A 17,245-nucleotide genomic window follows, 5' to 3' on the forward strand; every position below is an offset into this window, starting at 1 on the left:
TTGAGTTGTGGAATGTTCATCAGGTGCGTATCCGGACAGCGGATGAATCAGTCACCTGATTCACCCGCTTCCTTTACGACGACGTGTCAGTTAGGAGGCTTCTGAGCCAGAGTGGACAACTAGCGACCGTCGTCACATCATCGGTGTCAGTGACATCGCACTCGTAGTATCGAACTCGGGCGACAACGTCGTCTTGGAGGTCACGAACGTTGTCTCCGTTGATATCGAGTGCGGCGATCCGACGATGATCCTCAGCTAAAGCTGTCAGCAAGTAATAGCCGATTCCTTCGTTCGCGCCAGTGAGGATAATTACCTCCTTATCGGTCGATCTGGTCATACACTCGATGAGATCCGAGTGGAGGTCTGGCGAGAACCATGGAAAGGGAGTGCCTGCTCCTGCCCAGTGATCGAGTCGAAGCCCCAAATTTCTGTAATTGCTCTTCGAAGATCCATTAGGTAATTCTCTTCGTCCGATGGCGATGAGCGTGCTGCCGGTGATCCATGGACGCTTATGCTCAACGTCTTTGTCGAGTGCGATCAATCACAGGCCATGCGCTATGTCACCTTCGTGGCGTATCCCGAGGACGGTGGGATCAATCGGCTCGACCGGCGAGTCAACGAGGTGGGACTCGAGTACCGGGCCACGCATCGGATGGAACTCCTCGATGACGATACCGTCGCGATGTTCGCCGAAGGTCGTGGCGACATCGAGGGGCTTCGGCGAGTATTAGCGGAGTCGCCAGAAGTCTTCGACTTCTCACTCTCCGGCGACGATACTGGATTCTTCTCTTACACACGGTATGCGGCGGACGATCTGACACGGTTGCTCATGGAGAACCGGCGAGAGTCTTCGTACCTGATGGATATGCCGATCGAGCATACCGATGACGGTGGGCTTCGGGTGACGTACATCGGAACGGAGGCGGCCTTTGCCAACGCACTCTCCGAACAACCTGACGATATAAGGATCGAAATCGAGCGGACCGGCTCGTATACGCCTGGACCTCGGCACGTCGTCTCTCAGTTGACTGAACGCCAGAGAGAGGTGCTCAAAACAGCAGTCGATCTCGGCTACTACCAGGAACCGCGTAAAACGACCCACGATGAGATCGCAACGGCCACCGAGCTGTCTGAGACGACTGTCGGCGAGCACCTCCGGAAGATTGAAGCGACCGTATTCTCTTCGCTCCACGTCGGCGCCGCTAAGTGCTGAAACTGCTCCCCGGTCTTAATATGGAGACTGGACACAGAATCCGTTCTCTTCGGGATCACGCATGACCGTCCAGGTCTCCGTCACTGGACCGGTCGTTCCTGTTTTCGTCTCGACGACGGTCGCTCCGAGTTCGGTAAGTCGCTCTACCTCTTCCTCTCGATCCTCTGTATCGAGGTCAAGATGGATCGGGATGTGCTCAGGCGAGGATCGCGGCATCTTCTTGAAGAACAACCGTGGGCCGTCCTCTGTTGGATCAACCGCTGCAGCGGCTGCGTTGAGGTCACCTCCTTCGGCTTCGATCGCCTCGATGATCTCCGGTGGCGGCTCTTCGATTTCATACTCGAGTGCGCCTGCCCAGAACTCGGCAAGCGAACGCGGATCCTCGCAGGCGAACGTGATGTTTCCCAGTGACGCCATACGAGCGCGATCCACGTTTCCCTGGAAAACTGTTTGCCCTGTGTGTCTAACGTCCGGCTTCAAAATAGAGTCCTCTCGGTCGTCACGGACCGTTGGAGCCTCCCGCTTCGAGATTGTGGAAGCCATCCTCACTGCGTACGTCCGATCGAACGATGATCACATAGCACGTGTTGGGGAGCTCAGTATATGCCGTTGTGAAGAGAATCTACCATCCAGAGCCAGTCAGATAGATGAACGGGCCCCAGAGGAGATGTCACGCCGTGTCGTCCGACCGCTCAACTTCAATTCTCTCCCGGGTTGTAGTCACAGTACATCCGTTATACTCAAATACCAGTTCTGGTGACGCCTTCCCTTCCGTATTATCGAAGAGACCGTCGATGTGCCCCGGATCGATGGTGTCGTAGAGAGGGTCGAGATCAAGCACTGACTGCTCAGTGGCGATCCCGACAGCTTTCACGAGTGCTTCGCTCAGACGCTCGTCCGCACTAATCTCGTATGTCAAGCTGGCTGGTAACGTGTGATCACGGTCCGTCCCACCGTCAGTGATAATTCGTGTCATCAGGTCTCGAAGGGGAGTCCCTCCAGGAAATCATCGCTCTGGTAATCGAGATGATCGAGCCGTGTGCCCAACAACTCACGAGCGAGGACGACCAACGGATTCGTCGAGCCCTCACCGATCATCGCAAGTTCCGTTTTCGTTCCGCCAGAAGGTGAGTCGTCCCAGAGTCCGATGGCAACCCGTTCGCGGTCGGCAAACACGAGACGACTGATCGTGAGTTCACGAGAGTCGTTGTTCATCCAGTCAAACTGGGGGTCCCACACCGTCGCTTCAGGGAGACACTCTCGAAAGAACGTACGCGTATCCGCTCCTTTTGCCCCAGCATGGAAGTCAACACCACGGTCGAGTGCGTGCTTTGCGTGGGGCAGGCATGCCTCATCAAGCAACTCCTCGGACGTATAGATGAGGAAGAGTTCATTCTCCGCTTTATCAGCGAGCCCTCGACAGTACTCATACACCTCCTCCCGTCCCTCAAGGATCCCGATTTCGCTCTCATCATCTTTCCTCTTTGTTCGAACGCGCGACAGCAATTCATCAAGACCTGCCAGTTCCTGCCACTCTGGTTCAACGGCGGTGTGAGCACCATACCTGACACGGTGGGTATCACGGTTATAGCGAATTACTCCTGCCTCTGCAAGACGTGGCAGGTGGTTGTGGTGCAATGAGAGCATCACCCGTTGGAGTCTATCCTCATCCGTCGGTTGTGATGGAGCCTCATTCCGTGACACGAGTTCGGTCGCGATTTCATTCACCGAAAGATCCTGGGCAGCCTCGTTGAGGACCGTTAGAATCGTCCGGTTAGTAGAGTCTGCGAGGAGTTTGCACAGTCGTTCTTCGTCCGCATCCATTTCCTCCTCATCCGAGGGTCCAGTTATTAAGAATGGTGCTACTCTTCCTGTCTTACCCTCTCGAAACTTACGAGGTAGCTACCTTGAGTGCAGTTGGTTCTGAGTCTGGAAATATAGGGCTGGAGCAGTTCTCGCCCTATCTGAATCGTCACTGCAGATCCAACGCTGATCAATAGTACAGACCTAGTGAGTCAGTCAGCGTTCTTACCACCCGCAAATGAACAGCGGAAACGGTGGTGTGTATTAGTGGTATATCGACCGTCCCAGGCGCCGTAAGTGGCGACCACAGATGGGAATAGGTGGCGGTCGCCCGATCAATGGGCGGGCTCTTCGGCCGGGGCGACCATGTCGTCGATCCGGAGGATGAGAATGTTGTCCGTATCGTCTTTCCCGTCGACGCTCCCTTCGATTTTGAGCTTCGAGAGGGGAGTCGGACCCACAGTAACAGAATCGTCCTCGTGGAAGGCGTCGATCGCCCCCTGGATGTGGACCTCTGCCCGGCAGAGCTCGGGGTGGTGAACGCTCGAGAGGTCGATCTCCTCGACGATGACGTCCTCAGCGTCTTCGCCCTCGTGTGTAAGCGGGACCGACGCGGGATCGTCCATCTGCTGGATCTCCAAAGCCTCGTAGGCTGTCGCCGTCGGCTTATACCCTCCTTTCGGTCCGGGGACGCCCTCGACAAGCTGGAGGGCTTTCAGGCTCTGCATCTGATTACGGATCGTGCCTGGGTTACGGTCGACCTGTTCGGCGATGTCCTCGCCTTTGATCGTGTCCTCCGACTCTTTGTGGAGGGTTGTCAGGGTACGCAGAATGTTCTTCTGACTCGGCGTGAGTTCGATTGATGACATAGGTATTCTTCGTGGGTGATATTCTTAAATCCAGTGGGTTGGCCACTCAATGGGAACTGAGTACTGCTGGTGAGTCGGATCGCCTATTCCTCTAATGTCAATCTTCGCTATCCAAGCGAGACATTGGGGTTAGACATCGCTCTCAATCACTCGAACTCGACGCACAGTCCGACAACGCTACGACGCGTTTCTGAAGCAGCAAACGCGTATTGGGCGTTTTTACGTACTCTGTACGACCACTTCCGAGTCGGTGAGTTGGACCACGTATTCATACGCCGTGAACGAAATCGCGACTCCCTCCCTATCGTCGATAAGTGTATCCAGCGATTGAGGATCAACGTACTCATAGAGCGAGGGGAGCTCCATCACGTTAATGTCTTCGACGTCAGCGATCGAATAGGCAACCGCGACGCTTGGTGGCGTTTGTGCCCAGTCAAACGCCCGTCGATATACCTCGCTTTGGCTCTGATTTTGACTGTCGGAAGGACTCATAGGGAGCGGGCCACTTCTGAGGCTATATTGCTTTCGGTCGAACAGATACTCTCAGTTACCAATAGTAATTTCACCTTAGATAGTATGAGAATCACTATGGACGAGAGGACGCTTCGTCTCATCTCGCATCCCATTCGTCGCCGAATAATTTGTGCACTTCGTGATGCAGAGACACCGATCGAATGCCCGCTCGACATCGCGGAACTCGATTCTGGGATCGTCCGCAAAGAAGTGGCTCAACGCCGTCAAATCGAACTATTTCATATCCACTTGCCGAAACTCGACGATGCGGACGTCATTGCGTGGGATCGAGAGCAGGAGAACGTCGCTAAAGGATCCAATTTTGATAAGTGTCGCATCTTACTTGATGAAATCACTATTCATGACGAGAGCGAAGTCGATCATTGATCTTTGAGCGAGGGTTCTATTTCTAAGATGACTGGAATAGAGATACTCTGTAATAATATTCCATTATGCTGTGTTGGACCCCAATACTAATTTCCGGTGGCCGGGTTGATAGTGATGTCGGCCTCTCAACCACGTTGGCCGACCATCGCATAACGCATCCGTTCCCTGCCCCACCCCACTGTGCATCCAGGGCCACGAATTTTTATGAAATACAACAATTTCGAGAGTAGACGAGCGGGCGGTGGCAGCCCGCCCGTGTGCCTCTGACTGGCAGCACGACCCTCTGGTCCCGTGTGCCTTCAGATTGGGTCGTGCATGTAGAGACCATTGACGTGGATCAATAGGTGTGTGGTTTGCAAGACTCTCCTCCTGTGAAACCAATCGAACCAAGATGGACGATCCAGCCCGATCGTCTGTTCCAGTCCACAGTTCTGGATGAGTTATCCGGAGATCGCACTTGGCTGTGCTCAACATTCAGAGGGAGTTAGATGCACTCGAGACCACGGAACACACCATCATTACTGAACAAGTCCATCGCTCTCTAGCTTGTCGAACTGTTCGCTGGCGAGGACCTTGTTCGCTCGGCGAAGCCGTTCGGACAACGCCTGATGAGATACGTCAAGTTCAGCTGCTAACTCTTCGAGCGAAAGCTGGCGGGGAACATCGTAGTACCCTCGTTCGTACGCTTCGCGAATCGCGTTCTCCTGGGCCTCTGTAAGGGTCATGGCTCCAAGATCCGTATTGCGGTCAGCACCGATCATCCGCGTAATCTCGATCTGGAGTCCGTGGTCCTCGAGTTGCGGAATGGCCTCCGAAAGGAGCCCCCGGTCGGGGAATAGCAGGTGAAAGGTCCAGGCATCGGCCGAACATTCTGCGTCAAGAATCGTCCCGTTATTGGTGAAGACTGCCGAAAACAGGGCCTCAAGATCAGCTGTATACTCGAGACGATAGAGCCACTCCGACGCGTCATGCTCGAGCAAGGACGTGAACTCCTTAATCGAGGAGTCGTCCGAGAGCGCGTTTCTGATCTGCCGTTTGGAGGCGCCAGTGATCCATACCAGCGGCATCGTCTGGTGAGGCCCGTCAGCGGCGACGGTCTTAACTCGGACGTCGAGGTCGGGCAACGCGGCGAACGTCTCCGAGAGCATGACGTCCTCGGTGGGGACGACGAGCTCGGCGACCGTCGTCATACACTCTCACTCTCTGTCCTGATTGATAAACAATACGACAATGATATCCGGACAACGCGGTCCGACCACGTATTACTGACCGTGATTAGAAGAGATGACGTGGATGGAACCCTGGCAATTCGGCTAGAAACACCCACACACCACCCTGCAAGTGTTTTTGTTGTATATAGAAAGAGCCGTCTGTGGAACTATGGCCACTCGAAAACTATCCTTTTAAACGAGCCCATAAAATTATAATAAAATATCTCCACCTTGCCGCCAGAAGCACGTCAAGTAGAACCGGCGAGGATCCGAGTTCCCGTCGACGCTCTCCCCTTGTACGATATTGATCGTTCACGGTAAGAAGGGGGTTGCACCGGGAAACGATTACCCGAATGTGGCTGTGATGTTTCAAATTCAGCAATCAATTATCGGAAGGTATTACCACCCGGGAGATGGAGTTTCGATGCCGGCCTGGCGACCGAAACTGGTACCGCGGGCTGGTAAGCCACTTTCACGTGACCTCGTCGTCCCTGATCCCCCACCACCGGGACGACGAGGGGCGGTATGCCCCAGAGCGTATTCTCGATCACCGCTGAACTGGAATCCCCAACACCTATATCAGTCTCCCAGATAATCGTCATTCGCACGGCCCACTCTGAAGGCACACCAGTTTGGGGGTCGTGCTGCCTGTCAGAGGCACATCCAGTCACGGGCGATCGGGGGACCCGCCCGTGCTGTTGGCAGAACCGACGAGTTGACCGCACGTTCTCACCTTGTGCAACATCGTCGACCCCGTGAACGGCGAATCGTTGCACAAGGTACGCGATTTTCTACCGGTACGATTATGGTCGTCGATGCAAGGCAATCACGCGCACAGCCGTGGTGAGCGAATCGTCATGGATGTGCGGCTGTGCCCGTACGCACTCGGGCGGGAGTGGGGACCCCCGCCTGTTTTGCTCAATTGGATGTAGCGACGCGAACGGATTCACTGAGTCGGGCTTACAGGATCAATCTGGATCGGCACTCCGAGAGGGTGTTACCATTAGTTATTTACGTCTGACGAGCGTCTGACGGAGGGCGGATAGGTTGAGAGGAAAACCCAGATATGCATCACCTCATTCACCATGAGACGGTAGACAAAGCGTTAGAGATCCTTGCAGACCAATACTGCCGCTCCACGTTGCTGTGTTTTCAAGAGGCGACAGAAGACGCACTCCCGATACGCGATCTCGCAACCAGGGTCGTCCCGGGGGAGAGAAAGGACGAAACGGTGGTCCGTCTTCATCATTCAACGCTTCCTCGACTTGCAGATGCCGGGCTCATTGAGTACGATTCCAGAAGCAGTACCGTGCGATATCATGGAGACCAAGACATTGAGGAGCTATTAGCTACGCTCACTGACTGTTTCGCAGGAGAAGAACAATTCTGTGAAGTGGGCCCTTGAGTTGGAGACCTGCAGGTCGTGTTTCGAATCGGACTCAGCAGTGTCAGGATCGTTGCCGTTCTCATTCCACCAGTAATTCGATCAATTCAATTAAACTGAATTAGCTACTAACTCGATTCAGACTAAGACTTCGATGTGGATGGTCGATTCATCATGGGTGTCTCATTAGCGGCTAGAATCGTCAACGACCGTCCGCTCAGAAAGCGATTGCACAAGGCAGCGCGCATCGAGCGTCGGCGTCCGTGAACTCGACTATCAATACAGCGGAAACGCGGTGTCTCATGATCGTCAATAGCGTATCTTAACCCCACGCTGAGGTTAGTGAAAAGACTGAACGCAGAACCCGTTCCCTTCGGGATCGCGCATCACAGTCCAGGTCTCCGTCACTGGACCGGTCGTTCCTGTTTTCGTCTCGACGACGCTCGCTCCGAGCTCGGTGAGCCGTTCGACCTCTTCCTCGCGATCCTCTGCATCGAGGTCGAGATGGATCGGGATATGCTCGGGTGAGGATCGCGGCATTTTCTTGAAGAACAACCGTGGGCCGTCCTCTGTTGGATCAACCGCTGCAGCGACTGCATTGAGATCACCTCCTTCGGCTTCGATCGCCTCAATGATCTCCGGTGGCGGCTCTTCGAGGTCGTATTCGAGCGCCTCTGCCCAAAATTCCGCAAGCGAACGCGGATCCTTACTTGCGAACGTGATGTTGCCCAGTGACGCCATACGGGCGCGATCCACGTTTCCACGCAAAACTGTTTGCACCACGTGTTCGATCCCTCGTTTGGGCTCAGAACCCGCCTGCGGCTCACAGAACGCTGTCCCTCTCATGAATTATCTGTAAAATACACAAAACTAACACAATGTACAAAATCTAAATAATGTACGTTATGGGGTTGCGGAAAATTGCTGGCTAGGTAGTTGTGATCGAGCGTCGAGAAGCCCACATTATGTACGAAATTCACATAGCGCACCGAATTCGTCTGACGCAGAATTAAGGGTGAGGCGCTTTATTGGCCGGGTATGAGTGCAACAAAACACACATTGCCTACAATTTCCACAGTACCTCAAAAACTCACACAATGTAAATTATTCACAAAATGTACAAAATTCTCTTTCCGTGGAGGTGCTGATCGATGAGTCCGGGAGAGTTCGAAGGCCTTCCCGGCGTAGCAGTCTCACTGCTGAAGGGTGGAGTGGGCAAGTCGACGATCGCGCTCAATATCGCAGATCGCCTTGCAGCCCGAGGGCATGAGACGGTTCTGATCGATCTCGACAAGGATGGGCATATGACGAGCCAGCTAGGTTACGACGATGCGTACGACAGGGAGGCGAATCTCGGCGATGCACTCATCGACGGCGGTGATCCCAACGAGTTGCTAATCGAGACGGAGTTTGGAGTGCATCTTCTCCCCTCGAGTGACGAACTAGAGAACGTGGAGACGCGACTGAAGGACGAACGATTCGCCGACGTGAAGCTCCGCCGGAACGTCATTGAACCACTCATCACCAACGGATACGATTACGTCGTTATTGACGCCGCGGGTGGCCGCGGTAAGCTTTCTGACAACGCGCTCATCGCTGTCCAGCGTGTAATCATCCCCCTCATTCCGCGTGCCGGGTCCATCAACGGACTCAACAAGATGATCAGCCGCCAGATCTCTCCGATCCGGGAGAACATCGGCCTCGATATCCTCGCCGTCACGCCTAATATGATTCGTGAAACGATGGGGCAACACAACGAGCATCGGACGCTGGTCGAAAACCTCAATCGAGAGTTCGGATCGTTTGTCCCCGAGTATGCACGGATTGACCCGGAAATCTTCGATGCACTCGATGACTCGAGACAAAGTGTCGACGAAATCCCGAAGCCTGGAATTCGGGAACGGACAGCGATCTCTCGAGCCTTCAAACAGGGAATGCCGGTCGCAGCATTTGATGAAGACTGCGATCAAATCCAGAATTTCGACCACCTAGCGGATCTCGTGGAGGATCAGAACCATGCCTAATGAGGACAATCGCTTCGGCGACGTTGCTGAACAGCTCAAACAAACAGGGGAAGGTGAAGAACCGGCTGACGAGGACAACGGGTCCACAAGGGAGGAGGCCCAATCGTCTGCAGCGAAAAGCCAACAGGAGACGGACGACGAAGCTGACCCAACACAGCAACCAGACGAATCAGATGAGGATGAGCCGTCTGGTGGACCGGCGTTTCCCTTCGATGAAACCGACATGCATGGATTCTACGTCCGGGATGAGACGTGGGATGGCATTACTCGAATGCGGTCGTCAGTAACTGCGGCCTGCTCAATGTTCGATGTTTCTGAATTCGAAGGGAGGGAGTTTCAGGACGCGTGTCTTCGAGTCGTAGCGAATCACGGTGATGAGGTAGCCCTGCAAATCCTCCGCGAACGGGGTATTGAAGCGGATGAGGAACGGGTTCAAGAAGTAGTCGAGATGTTAAGCGGCCAAGTGGAGAACGACTAATTTGGCTGTGAAACTATCATTATCTCCATCGTTCACACAATCTACATTATCTGGATTATGGGCATAATGTGGAATATGGGGTTGATCAACGCTCTCTCCGTCTGCGGGTTTTGCGGTAACTTTGGCTAGTTCCATCAGAGGAGCCTGAATCTGATTTACCTCAAGTAAGGTGTTTTCCCGTCCTTACACACGAGTGAGCAGAATCCGGATGTGGCCCAAGGGCTGGGCTCTAAGGAGTCTGCTATTCATCGAGAAGATCGTCGACTTGCTGTGCGGTGTCTGCGGCCTGGATGTCGGAATAGGATTCGTGCGTGGTCTCGATACTCGCATGCCTGAGCGCTGACTGAGCGAGTTCAGCGTGGCCGCTGGCGTAGAGTTCGTGTCCGAGTCCTCGTCGAGCACCGTGTGGTTTCAGGTAATCCCCGTCGACGTCGATCTCAGCACCTTCACAGAGACGCTGCATCAGGTTTCGAGCGCCGTTGGTAGAAAGCGCGGGTGGAACGACGTTTCGGTCTCTAAGCACTGTCTCGACGTCGTTTCGGTCCAAAATCTCCTCAATTTCGTCCTCCGAAACTCCATCGTCAGCTAGCTGCCTGCGAACGGCCCGGTACTTCGAGGGAGCGTGCCCGGTAGGGAAGACCGGCCAGTCGTCGGTCGGGGGATCGAGGACGGTCTTGTAGCGTTCGAGCACCGATGCAGCCCGTTCGGGAAGCTGAGCGTATTCGTACTCCCGTGACTTCCCGAGGACGCGTACAGCGCCGGCTTCGAGCTCGACGTCCCTCCAGATGATGCCCGTCCGCTTGTCATCGGAGGGCTCTGAGAACACTTCGGCCCCACGAACGCCTGAGAGCCCGAGGAGGTAGACGATCGCCCGATCGCGAAAGGCCCGTTCCCGGCTGACGTTTGTGTCGTCCTCGAGGGCGTCGTGGGCCCGTTCATCGGCGTAACGCATGATCGCCTGCCGTTCTTCCTCTTGCCAGAACTGGCGGTCGGTGTCACCAAGATCCTCAGGAAGTTCATCTGTCGCCCGTTGGGCTTTCGCTGGGTTCGTCTCGATCAGTTCATCGGCGACACAGAACGTGAGAAAGGCACGAACGTACGCGTAGTAGGTGGTCGCCGTACTCGCTTTCAAATCGCCGTCGCGGGCCCGTTGCTTGAGGTGACGTGCGTATCGGCGGCAGTCGATGACCTCCAGGTCCTCGAGGCCCGTCACACTCTGTTCCTCTCGGAGCCAGTCCTTCCACGTCGCGAGCGTCGACTGGAAGTTCTTCCGGGAGTTACCGGCTTCGACGCTGTCGAGATATTGCTGGATGGCCGTTTCGACCGGCGTTTCCCCGGGTGTAGACCCCTCCTCAGTGGATTCCATCGGTTGTGCTTGGCCGAGGGCGTGGGGGTACGTAAATCCACTGTGTACAAGCGCTGTAATACACAGTGAAACCGTGAGCCCCTAATTACTCCGAATTTGGGGTTCTAAGTGGGTCAGAAGGAGAGAATTGTTACCCATAAATTACATAATGCGATATAATTTGGCGAAATTTCGCTGTGATTCCCATCTCGCTTTTATCGATTCCGTCCGACTACCGAATATGGACGATCTGGAGCCCCTCGCTGCAGAGATCCGGAACGCGGATACCGCGGCCGTTCTTACCGGCGCTGGTATCTCCGCCCCTTCTGGTGTCCCTACCTTTCGCGGCGACGACGGTGTCTGGGACGCCTTCGACGAGGGACAGTTCACCTATGGTCGGTTCCAGCGTGATCCCGCCGGCTTCTGGGAGGATCGCGTCGAACTCTATCGAACGATGTTCGCCGAGGAGTACGAACCTAACGCAGCGCATGATGCCCTCGCCGAGCTCACACAGGAGGGGATGCTTGAGTCGGTTCTCACGCAGAATACGGATGAATTACACGCGAAGGCGGCAGCTCAGGCGGAGACAGTCGACGGTACAGGCCAGAACGAAACCGGAATAGACGAGTTTGCGAGCCACGAGTCGATTCTCGAACTCCACGGGAACGCGAGACGAGTCCGCTGTAGCGACTGCGGGGCTCGGGAGGCCAGCGACCCGATCGTCGAGCGTGCGGAGGCCGGCGAACTCCCACCCCGATGCGAGTGCGGCGGGGTCTACAAACCGGATGTAGTTCTATTCGGTGAGCAACTCTCAAAGGCGATACTACAGCGCGCTCGATCGCTCGCTCGTGAGAGTGACGTGTTTCTCGCCGTCGGTTCCTCATTGGAGGTCGAACCCGCCGCATCGCTCCCGCGACTCGCGAGTTCGACCGGCGGAACGCTTGCAATTATCAATCTCGAGTCGACGCCGTGCGATAACAGTGCGACCATGTGCTTCAGGAGAGACGTGATCGAAGTGCTACCGCGCCTCCGGGAATTGACGTCCGACAACGAGTGAACGGACTGCTGTCTGTCACTCCTAGAATCCTGTGGCCGTCCAATTGTAACAAACATCCCAAACAGCTATGATCCAACAGCACCAACACATACCTAATGTCGGGCGGCACCATCGATATCGATGAATTCGAGAACGCCGATGCCGACGAATTCGAGGAACGGAATGATACCGAGCGAATCGTGCTCTTCCTCGCCGAGAACGACGACCGTGCGTGGAAGGCGGCGACGATAGCCGAGCAACTTGAGTTAGAGACGGACGCCGTCAGTGCGATCCTCTCGCGACTGAAGGAACGAGGGCTCGTACGGCACAAGCGGCCGTACTGGGCGATCACGGATGACGAGGAACGGCTCCGAGCCGCCTATCGGCTTCACCGACATCACGAGACCGCAGATGAGCAGTACGGTGAGGAGCGTCTCGAAGAGCTCCAAACCGACGATATGGAGACAGTGCAGTGACCGGGTTCGGTGAATTGGAACGCGGTGACATCATTTGGGGAACCGATCCGCTCTCGGACAAAGGTCGCCCGATGCTCGTGCTTGGAACACCCCAGTTTCCCACCCACGGACTCCAACTCATCACAGTTCTGATCTCGACGAAAACCTACCACGAGGAGTCCCTCACACTCCATGACGACGACTACGAAGGCGCTCCACTCGGGGAGCGAAGTCACGTTCTCCCGTGGTCGCTCGTGACTCTGAATAATGCTACAGACATAGAATTCTATATGACTTCTCTCGTCAACGAACGCACCGAAGACGTGGTGACACAATTGATTAGCTATATTTCTTCCTGAGCTTCACCGTTCGTATGGAGACGACACGCTTCAGAACGCTGGGGCGTTCATACAACGGATCATAGCGATCGGCGACGAGACCGACGAGAGGGACAGTACTGAGGTTTTTATGCGAAGACGAGGCCAATCCCAGCGATGGCTCCCGACTACACTCTCGACCGGAATGACGAGCTGTTGATCGCCGTCTCACTCTTCGAATACTCCCGCGAGTGGGAGATCGCCGAACCGTGGAACGCCGAACGGGCGTGGTTTCTCTGTCGGGTAATCTGCGAGCGTCACGGACTCTCGCCGAGCGAGGCGGTCCTCGAACTCGAGTAATGCCCGGCCAAATTGATGAAGCGGCTGCTCGACGACGTCGGTTCAGCTTTCCAGCCCCTCGTAAAGCAGATGGTCCGCACACAGCCGCTCTACCCGATCACTTACCTCCCGTCGAACCGCCCCGTCGTCGGGAGCCTCGAGCACGCGAACAATACAGTCGGCCACCTCGTCCATCTCGGCCTCGTCGAAGCCGCGGGTGGTCAGTGCGGGCGTGCCCGCCCGAATCCCGGAGGGGTCCTTCGGCGGCCGCGGGTCGCCGGGGACGGCGTTGGCGTTCAGGACGATTCCACAGTCCTCGAGGGCGTACTCGGCGTCTTTCCCGAGGAGGTCGTGGCTTTCCCGGAGATCGACCAGGATAAGGTGGGTGTCGGTGCCACCCGTCGAGAGTCGGCAACCCCGATCGGCGAGCCCGTCGGCGAGTGCGCGGGCGTTCCCGACGACCCGCTCAGCGTACTCCCCGAACTCTGGCTCCAGTGCCTCCCTGAAGCCGACGGCCTTTCCCGCGACGTTATGCATCGCGGGCCCACCCTGGACGCCCGGCATCACGGCCCGATCGACCGCCCCGGCGAGGGCGTCGTCACAGAGCACGAGGCCGCCGCGACCGGCCCGGATTGTCTTGTGTGTTGAACCGGTGACGATGTCAGCAACACCGACCGGGGAGGGATGGATCCCTGCTGCGACGAGGCCAGTAATGTGGGCGATATCGGCGAGGTGGGTAGCGCCGACGTCCTCGGTGATAGCCTGGATTCGTTCCCACTCGACCTCGCGTGGGTACGCCGAGTACCCCGAGACGACGAGGTCCGGATCGACGGCCTCAGCTCGCTCCCGGAGCGCGTCGTAGTCGAGATAGCCCGTCTCCGGATCGAGGCCGTAGCGTTCGACGTCGTATATCTCGCCCGCGAGGGCCGCATCGTGGCCGTGGCTCAGATGGCCCGCGTTCCGCAGATCCGCCGAGAGGATCGTGTCGCCTGGCTCGAGGACCGCGAGCATCGCCGCCATGTTCGCCTGGGTCCCGCTGTGGGGCTGGACGTTGGCGTGGTCCGCGCCGAACAGCTCTGTGGCCCGGTCGATCGCGAGTTCTTCGAGTTCGTCGGCGTGCTCGCACCCGCCGTAGTAGCGGTCCCCGGGGACACCCTCGGCGTACTTGTTCGTGAAGACGCTCCCCTGGGCCCGCAACACCGCGGGGCTGGCGTGGTTTTCGCTCGCAATCATCGCCAACGTCTCCCGCTGGCGTTCGCGCTCGGACGCGAGTATCTCCGCCGTTCGCGGATCGCTCACCGGTTCGTGGGTCGTCACGTTCGGACCCTCGGTCCGATATAGTAAGAGTTCTATCACGATACGGACGTAACGGTCACGATAGTTGCACCGATCCGAGACTTTACCGCGTGGGCAGCCGTTCACGTCTGCATGGAGCGACTGGCAGTCCCCGAACGAGTCCACGCGATGCCGGTCGGGTATGAGGTGGACCGGCTCGTCGTCCCGGCGGTCGAACTCGGCGCCGACCGTGTCGTCCTCCTCGAGCCCCACTCTGAACGAGCCCGTGAGTACGGCGATGCCGTCCGGGACGGGTTCGACGAGGCGGACATCGACCACGAGACGGTTCCCTGTGACGTGTTCGATCTCTACGACTCGATCGGCTCGATCGCGGAGGTCGCCTCGCGGTTCGAGGACGTCTCGGTGAACATCGCTTCGGGGAGCAAGGTCTCCGCGGTTGGTGGCGCCATCGCCTGTATGGCTACGGGTGCAACGCCGTACTACGTCCGGGCCGAACGCTACGGCGACGAGGCGGATTCCGTGAGCGAAGGGGTCGAAGCGATCTACGAGCTCCCAACGTATCCGATCGATCGCCCCTCGCGCGAACACGTCGAGGTTCTCGAGTACGTTGCGGAGAACGAGCCCGTCACAAAGAAGCGCCTCATCGCCGTTGCCGAGGAGCGGGAGCTGCCCTTCATCGCCGGATACGACGGCAGCGGCGAGAAGGGAAAGTATCGCCTGCTCGAGCGCCACGTTGTCTCGCCGCTTGCCGATCGCGGCTACGTCCAAGTCGAGGACGTCGGTCGGACAAAGCGGCTCTCTTCCACCGAAAGCGGCCGGAACACGTTGCGGGCGTTCTCCTATCTCCTTGAGGCGGACGAGTAGTTTTCCGGGTACGACGGGGGCATCCGTACGTTTCAAATCGAGGAAACTGAGAACGCGGGTCTGAAAATCGGTGTATGACGCCCTCCGACAAACGAGGTATGATCAGTAGACACCACGTTTCCGCTGTATCGAAGGCGGAGTCCTTCGACTGACGACTGTAGAGTACCCCGTGTGCCGAGTGAAACGAAGCCTCACTTCGACTCGGCTTTGCCGAGATACTCGCGGCGAACCGTATCGCGATCTCGATACGCCTGATACGCGTACGGGCCGTGTTTCGGTCCGCCCGTCATGCATTGACAGGTGTCGTCGCCACAGGTTCGGTACTCATGGTAGACCGTGCCGTCCGAACCTTCCTTGACGACGTCGACGTCATCGGGGAGTTCGTCTTCAGTGACCGGTTCCTCGCGACGTCGTTCGCGATCGGCGAGTAGCTGATCGATGTACTCACGGGTGTCGCGAAGCGTCTCGTCGTCTTGTTTCGGGAGCCCGTCGGCAACGTAATCGGGGAGTGACGTCGGTGCGGTGGGTGGGGCCATCGGCCTTGTGCAACGATTGTCTCCATCTCCGTTAAAGATGTTGCACAAGGCACCGGGATGATCGCCGTGTCAAGGCCGTATGGACGTTGATTTGGACGCTTACAAGCCGAAGACTACTTCTCAAGGCAATATGTATCGGTAAGTGTCGTATGGCAGATTTCATCGTCAAATCGGCAGTGAAGAACCGTCTCGATGACCAGAATGTGGCAGCCGACTTCTACGAAGCCCTTGACGAGGAAGTCGCGGAGCTGCTCGAGGATGCTACCCAGCGAGCCGAAGACAACGACCGGAAAACGGTCCAGGCTCGCGATCTGTAGACAGCCAACCAGAGATATCAAACAGCCTTTTTGCAGGGCACGTGTCCAATCAAGCTGCTACGGTCAGGTGCAAACTAACTAGCCGAAGCGTTATCGCCAACTCCTATTGATGATAGGTGTTCTGTTGCGACCATGAGCAGCGACAAAGAACAGATGCTGAATGGGGACCTATACGATCCAACTGATCCCGAACTCGTGGCTGACCGGAACCGTGCGCGTGAACTCACAGGACGGTACAATAACACGATGCCAGATGACCAAGCCAACCGTGGGGAGTTGGTAGAAGCTCTCTTTGGCTCAGTGGGGGATGAGTGTCAGATAGAGCCCCCATTTCGGTGTGATTACGGGTACAATATCCATGTTGGGGAGAACTTCTATGCGAACTTTGATTGCATCATCTTGGATGCGGGCCGTGTAGAGATCGGTCAGAACTGTATGATTGCACCTGGCGTCCACATTTACACGGCAACGCATCCACTTGACGCGTCCAAACGAATCGAAGGCCGAGAGTACGCAAAGCCGGTCTCAGTTGGTGACAACGTCTGGATCGGTGGACAGGCTGTGGTCAATCCCGGTGTGACTGTTGGCGATGACAGCGTCATCGCGTCCGGCGCGGTCGTGACTGAAGATGTGCCCGAAGAGGTCGTCGTACAAGGCAACCCAGCGACCGTCGTCAAGGAACTGAGCAAGAATTGATATTTCGAGAATCCCTCCGTGGTGAGACGTCTACTATCGGTCCGGACGTGTTGGGTCCACTGTCCCCCCTCTTGGTCCAAATCCGCACATCTATCCGTCTTGGCGGCTGATGGCCATCCGCACGGCTGACGCTGATCAGCCATACACGGCGTCCCAGCCGTG

22 protein-coding genes are annotated in these 17,245 nt (G+C 56.6%); 11 read left to right on the forward strand and 11 right to left on the reverse strand.

Features of this window, described 5'->3' with window-relative positions:
* Window positions 1–73 precede the first annotated feature (73 nt).
* On the reverse strand, window positions 74–337 hold the full coding sequence (locus tag DVH23_RS25385; protein WP_114579501.1) for an SDR family NAD(P)-dependent oxidoreductase: 264 nt from the start codon (window positions 335–337) through the stop codon (window positions 74–76).
* Between the two features lie 285 nt (window positions 338–622).
* Here DVH23_RS25385 and DVH23_RS22010 point away from each other — a divergent pair, with 285 nt between their 5' ends.
* Window positions 623–1,213, forward strand: coding sequence for a helix-turn-helix domain-containing protein (locus DVH23_RS22010; protein ID WP_198668058.1), 591 nt, complete (start codon window positions 623–625; stop codon window positions 1,211–1,213).
* Between the two features lie 15 nt (window positions 1,214–1,228).
* On the opposite strand, the gene DVH23_RS22015 is transcribed toward DVH23_RS22010, so the two are convergent.
* From DVH23_RS22015 to DVH23_RS23975, 5 genes are all read right to left on the reverse strand, one after another.
* Window positions 1,229–1,630 (reverse strand): VOC family protein, encoded by a 402-nt coding sequence (locus tag DVH23_RS22015; RefSeq protein ID WP_114579502.1) that lies wholly within the window; start codon window positions 1,628–1,630, stop codon window positions 1,229–1,231.
* Between the two features lie 253 nt (window positions 1,631–1,883).
* Window positions 1,884–2,189: a HalOD1 output domain-containing protein gene (locus DVH23_RS22020; RefSeq protein ID WP_114579503.1), complete on the reverse strand. Its 306-nt coding sequence runs from the start codon at window positions 2,187–2,189 to the stop codon at window positions 1,884–1,886.
* Window positions 2,189–3,037, reverse strand: coding sequence for an ArsR family transcriptional regulator (locus tag DVH23_RS22025; RefSeq protein ID WP_114579504.1), 849 nt, complete (start codon window positions 3,035–3,037; stop codon window positions 2,189–2,191). The genes DVH23_RS22020 and DVH23_RS22025 overlap by 1 nt, the downstream gene beginning before the upstream one ends.
* Before the next feature lie 314 nt (window positions 3,038–3,351).
* Window positions 3,352–3,885, reverse strand: coding sequence for an Rrf2 family transcriptional regulator (locus tag DVH23_RS22030; protein WP_114579505.1), 534 nt, complete (start codon window positions 3,883–3,885; stop codon window positions 3,352–3,354).
* Between the two features lie 219 nt (window positions 3,886–4,104).
* Window positions 4,105–4,377 (reverse strand): HalOD1 output domain-containing protein, encoded by a 273-nt coding sequence (locus DVH23_RS23975; RefSeq protein WP_157972571.1) that lies wholly within the window; start codon window positions 4,375–4,377, stop codon window positions 4,105–4,107.
* Window positions 4,378–4,473: 96 nt separating this feature from the next.
* On the opposite strand from DVH23_RS23975, the gene DVH23_RS22035 reads away from it, so the two are divergent.
* Window positions 4,474–4,785, forward strand: coding sequence for a hypothetical protein (locus DVH23_RS22035; RefSeq protein ID WP_157972572.1), 312 nt, complete (start codon window positions 4,474–4,476; stop codon window positions 4,783–4,785).
* Between the two features lie 518 nt (window positions 4,786–5,303).
* Here DVH23_RS22035 and DVH23_RS22040 read toward each other — a convergent pair.
* Both DVH23_RS22040 and DVH23_RS22045 read right to left on the reverse strand, forming a co-directional pair.
* Entirely contained in the window at window positions 5,304–5,975 is a 672-nt protein-coding gene (locus DVH23_RS22040; protein ID WP_114579507.1) for a helix-turn-helix domain-containing protein, read from the reverse strand.
* A gap of 1,744 nt (window positions 5,976–7,719) precedes the next feature.
* Window positions 7,720–8,121, reverse strand: a complete 402-nt coding sequence (locus DVH23_RS22045; RefSeq protein ID WP_114579508.1) for a VOC family protein — start codon at window positions 8,119–8,121, stop codon at window positions 7,720–7,722.
* Window positions 8,122–8,531: 410 nt separating this feature from the next.
* Between DVH23_RS22045 and DVH23_RS22050 the strand changes: the two genes are divergently transcribed.
* Both DVH23_RS22050 and DVH23_RS22055 read left to right on the forward strand, forming a co-directional pair.
* Complete coding sequence (locus tag DVH23_RS22050; RefSeq protein ID WP_114579509.1) at window positions 8,532–9,404, forward strand: ParA family protein; 873 nt, start codon at window positions 8,532–8,534, stop codon at window positions 9,402–9,404.
* Window positions 9,397–9,882 (forward strand): hypothetical protein, encoded by a 486-nt coding sequence (locus DVH23_RS22055; protein ID WP_114579510.1) that lies wholly within the window; start codon window positions 9,397–9,399, stop codon window positions 9,880–9,882. The genes DVH23_RS22050 and DVH23_RS22055 overlap by 8 nt, the downstream gene beginning before the upstream one ends.
* 241 nt (window positions 9,883–10,123) lie before the next feature.
* On the opposite strand, the gene DVH23_RS22060 is transcribed toward DVH23_RS22055, so the two are convergent.
* Window positions 10,124–11,248: a tyrosine-type recombinase/integrase gene (locus DVH23_RS22060; protein ID WP_114579511.1), complete on the reverse strand. Its 1,125-nt coding sequence runs from the start codon at window positions 11,246–11,248 to the stop codon at window positions 10,124–10,126.
* A gap of 220 nt (window positions 11,249–11,468) precedes the next feature.
* On the opposite strand from DVH23_RS22060, the gene DVH23_RS22065 reads away from it, so the two are divergent.
* The 4 genes from DVH23_RS22065 (at window position 11,469) to DVH23_RS22080 (ending at window position 13,395) form a co-directional block, all read left to right on the forward strand.
* The gene (locus DVH23_RS22065; RefSeq protein ID WP_114579512.1) at window positions 11,469–12,284 is read left to right on the forward strand and encodes a Sir2 family NAD-dependent protein deacetylase; all 816 of its coding nucleotides are present in this window, start codon (window positions 11,469–11,471) and stop codon (window positions 12,282–12,284) included.
* Window positions 12,285–12,379: 95 nt separating this feature from the next.
* On the forward strand, window positions 12,380–12,739 hold the full coding sequence (locus DVH23_RS22070) for a helix-turn-helix domain-containing protein (RefSeq protein ID WP_114579513.1): 360 nt from the start codon (window positions 12,380–12,382) through the stop codon (window positions 12,737–12,739).
* Complete coding sequence (locus DVH23_RS22075; protein WP_114579514.1) at window positions 12,736–13,077, forward strand: PemK-like protein; 342 nt, start codon at window positions 12,736–12,738, stop codon at window positions 13,075–13,077. Before DVH23_RS22070 ends, DVH23_RS22075 begins: the two co-directional genes overlap by 4 nt.
* A gap of 135 nt (window positions 13,078–13,212) precedes the next feature.
* Window positions 13,213–13,395, forward strand: a complete 183-nt coding sequence (locus DVH23_RS22080; protein ID WP_114579515.1) for a hypothetical protein — start codon at window positions 13,213–13,215, stop codon at window positions 13,393–13,395.
* A 42-nt stretch (window positions 13,396–13,437) separates the two neighbouring features.
* On the opposite strand, the gene glyA is transcribed toward DVH23_RS22080, so the two are convergent.
* On the reverse strand, window positions 13,438–14,691 hold the full coding sequence (gene glyA, locus DVH23_RS22085) for a serine hydroxymethyltransferase (protein ID WP_114579516.1): 1,254 nt from the start codon (window positions 14,689–14,691) through the stop codon (window positions 13,438–13,440).
* Window positions 14,692–14,802: 111 nt separating this feature from the next.
* Between glyA and DVH23_RS22090 the strand changes: the two genes are divergently transcribed.
* Complete coding sequence (locus DVH23_RS22090; RefSeq protein ID WP_198668059.1) at window positions 14,803–15,534, forward strand: DUF6293 family protein; 732 nt, start codon at window positions 14,803–14,805, stop codon at window positions 15,532–15,534.
* A 191-nt stretch (window positions 15,535–15,725) separates the two neighbouring features.
* Here the strand turns inward: DVH23_RS22090 and DVH23_RS22095 are convergent, their stop codons facing one another.
* The gene (locus DVH23_RS22095) at window positions 15,726–16,070 is read right to left on the reverse strand and encodes a DUF6788 family protein (protein WP_114579517.1); all 345 of its coding nucleotides are present in this window, start codon (window positions 16,068–16,070) and stop codon (window positions 15,726–15,728) included.
* Between the two features lie 149 nt (window positions 16,071–16,219).
* On the opposite strand from DVH23_RS22095, the gene DVH23_RS22100 reads away from it, so the two are divergent.
* Both DVH23_RS22100 and DVH23_RS22105 read left to right on the forward strand, forming a co-directional pair.
* Entirely contained in the window at window positions 16,220–16,387 is a 168-nt protein-coding gene (locus tag DVH23_RS22100; protein ID WP_114579518.1) for a DUF1931 domain-containing protein, read from the forward strand.
* 132 nt (window positions 16,388–16,519) lie between these two features.
* The gene (locus tag DVH23_RS22105) at window positions 16,520–17,083 is read left to right on the forward strand and encodes a sugar O-acetyltransferase (RefSeq protein WP_114579519.1); all 564 of its coding nucleotides are present in this window, start codon (window positions 16,520–16,522) and stop codon (window positions 17,081–17,083) included.
* The last annotated feature ends 162 nt before the right edge of the window (window positions 17,084–17,245 follow it).

The sequence above is a fragment of the Saliphagus sp. LR7 genome, assembly GCF_003344565.1.
In the GTDB taxonomy this organism is placed as follows: Archaea; Halobacteriota; Halobacteria; order Halobacteriales; family Natrialbaceae; genus Saliphagus; species Saliphagus infecundisoli.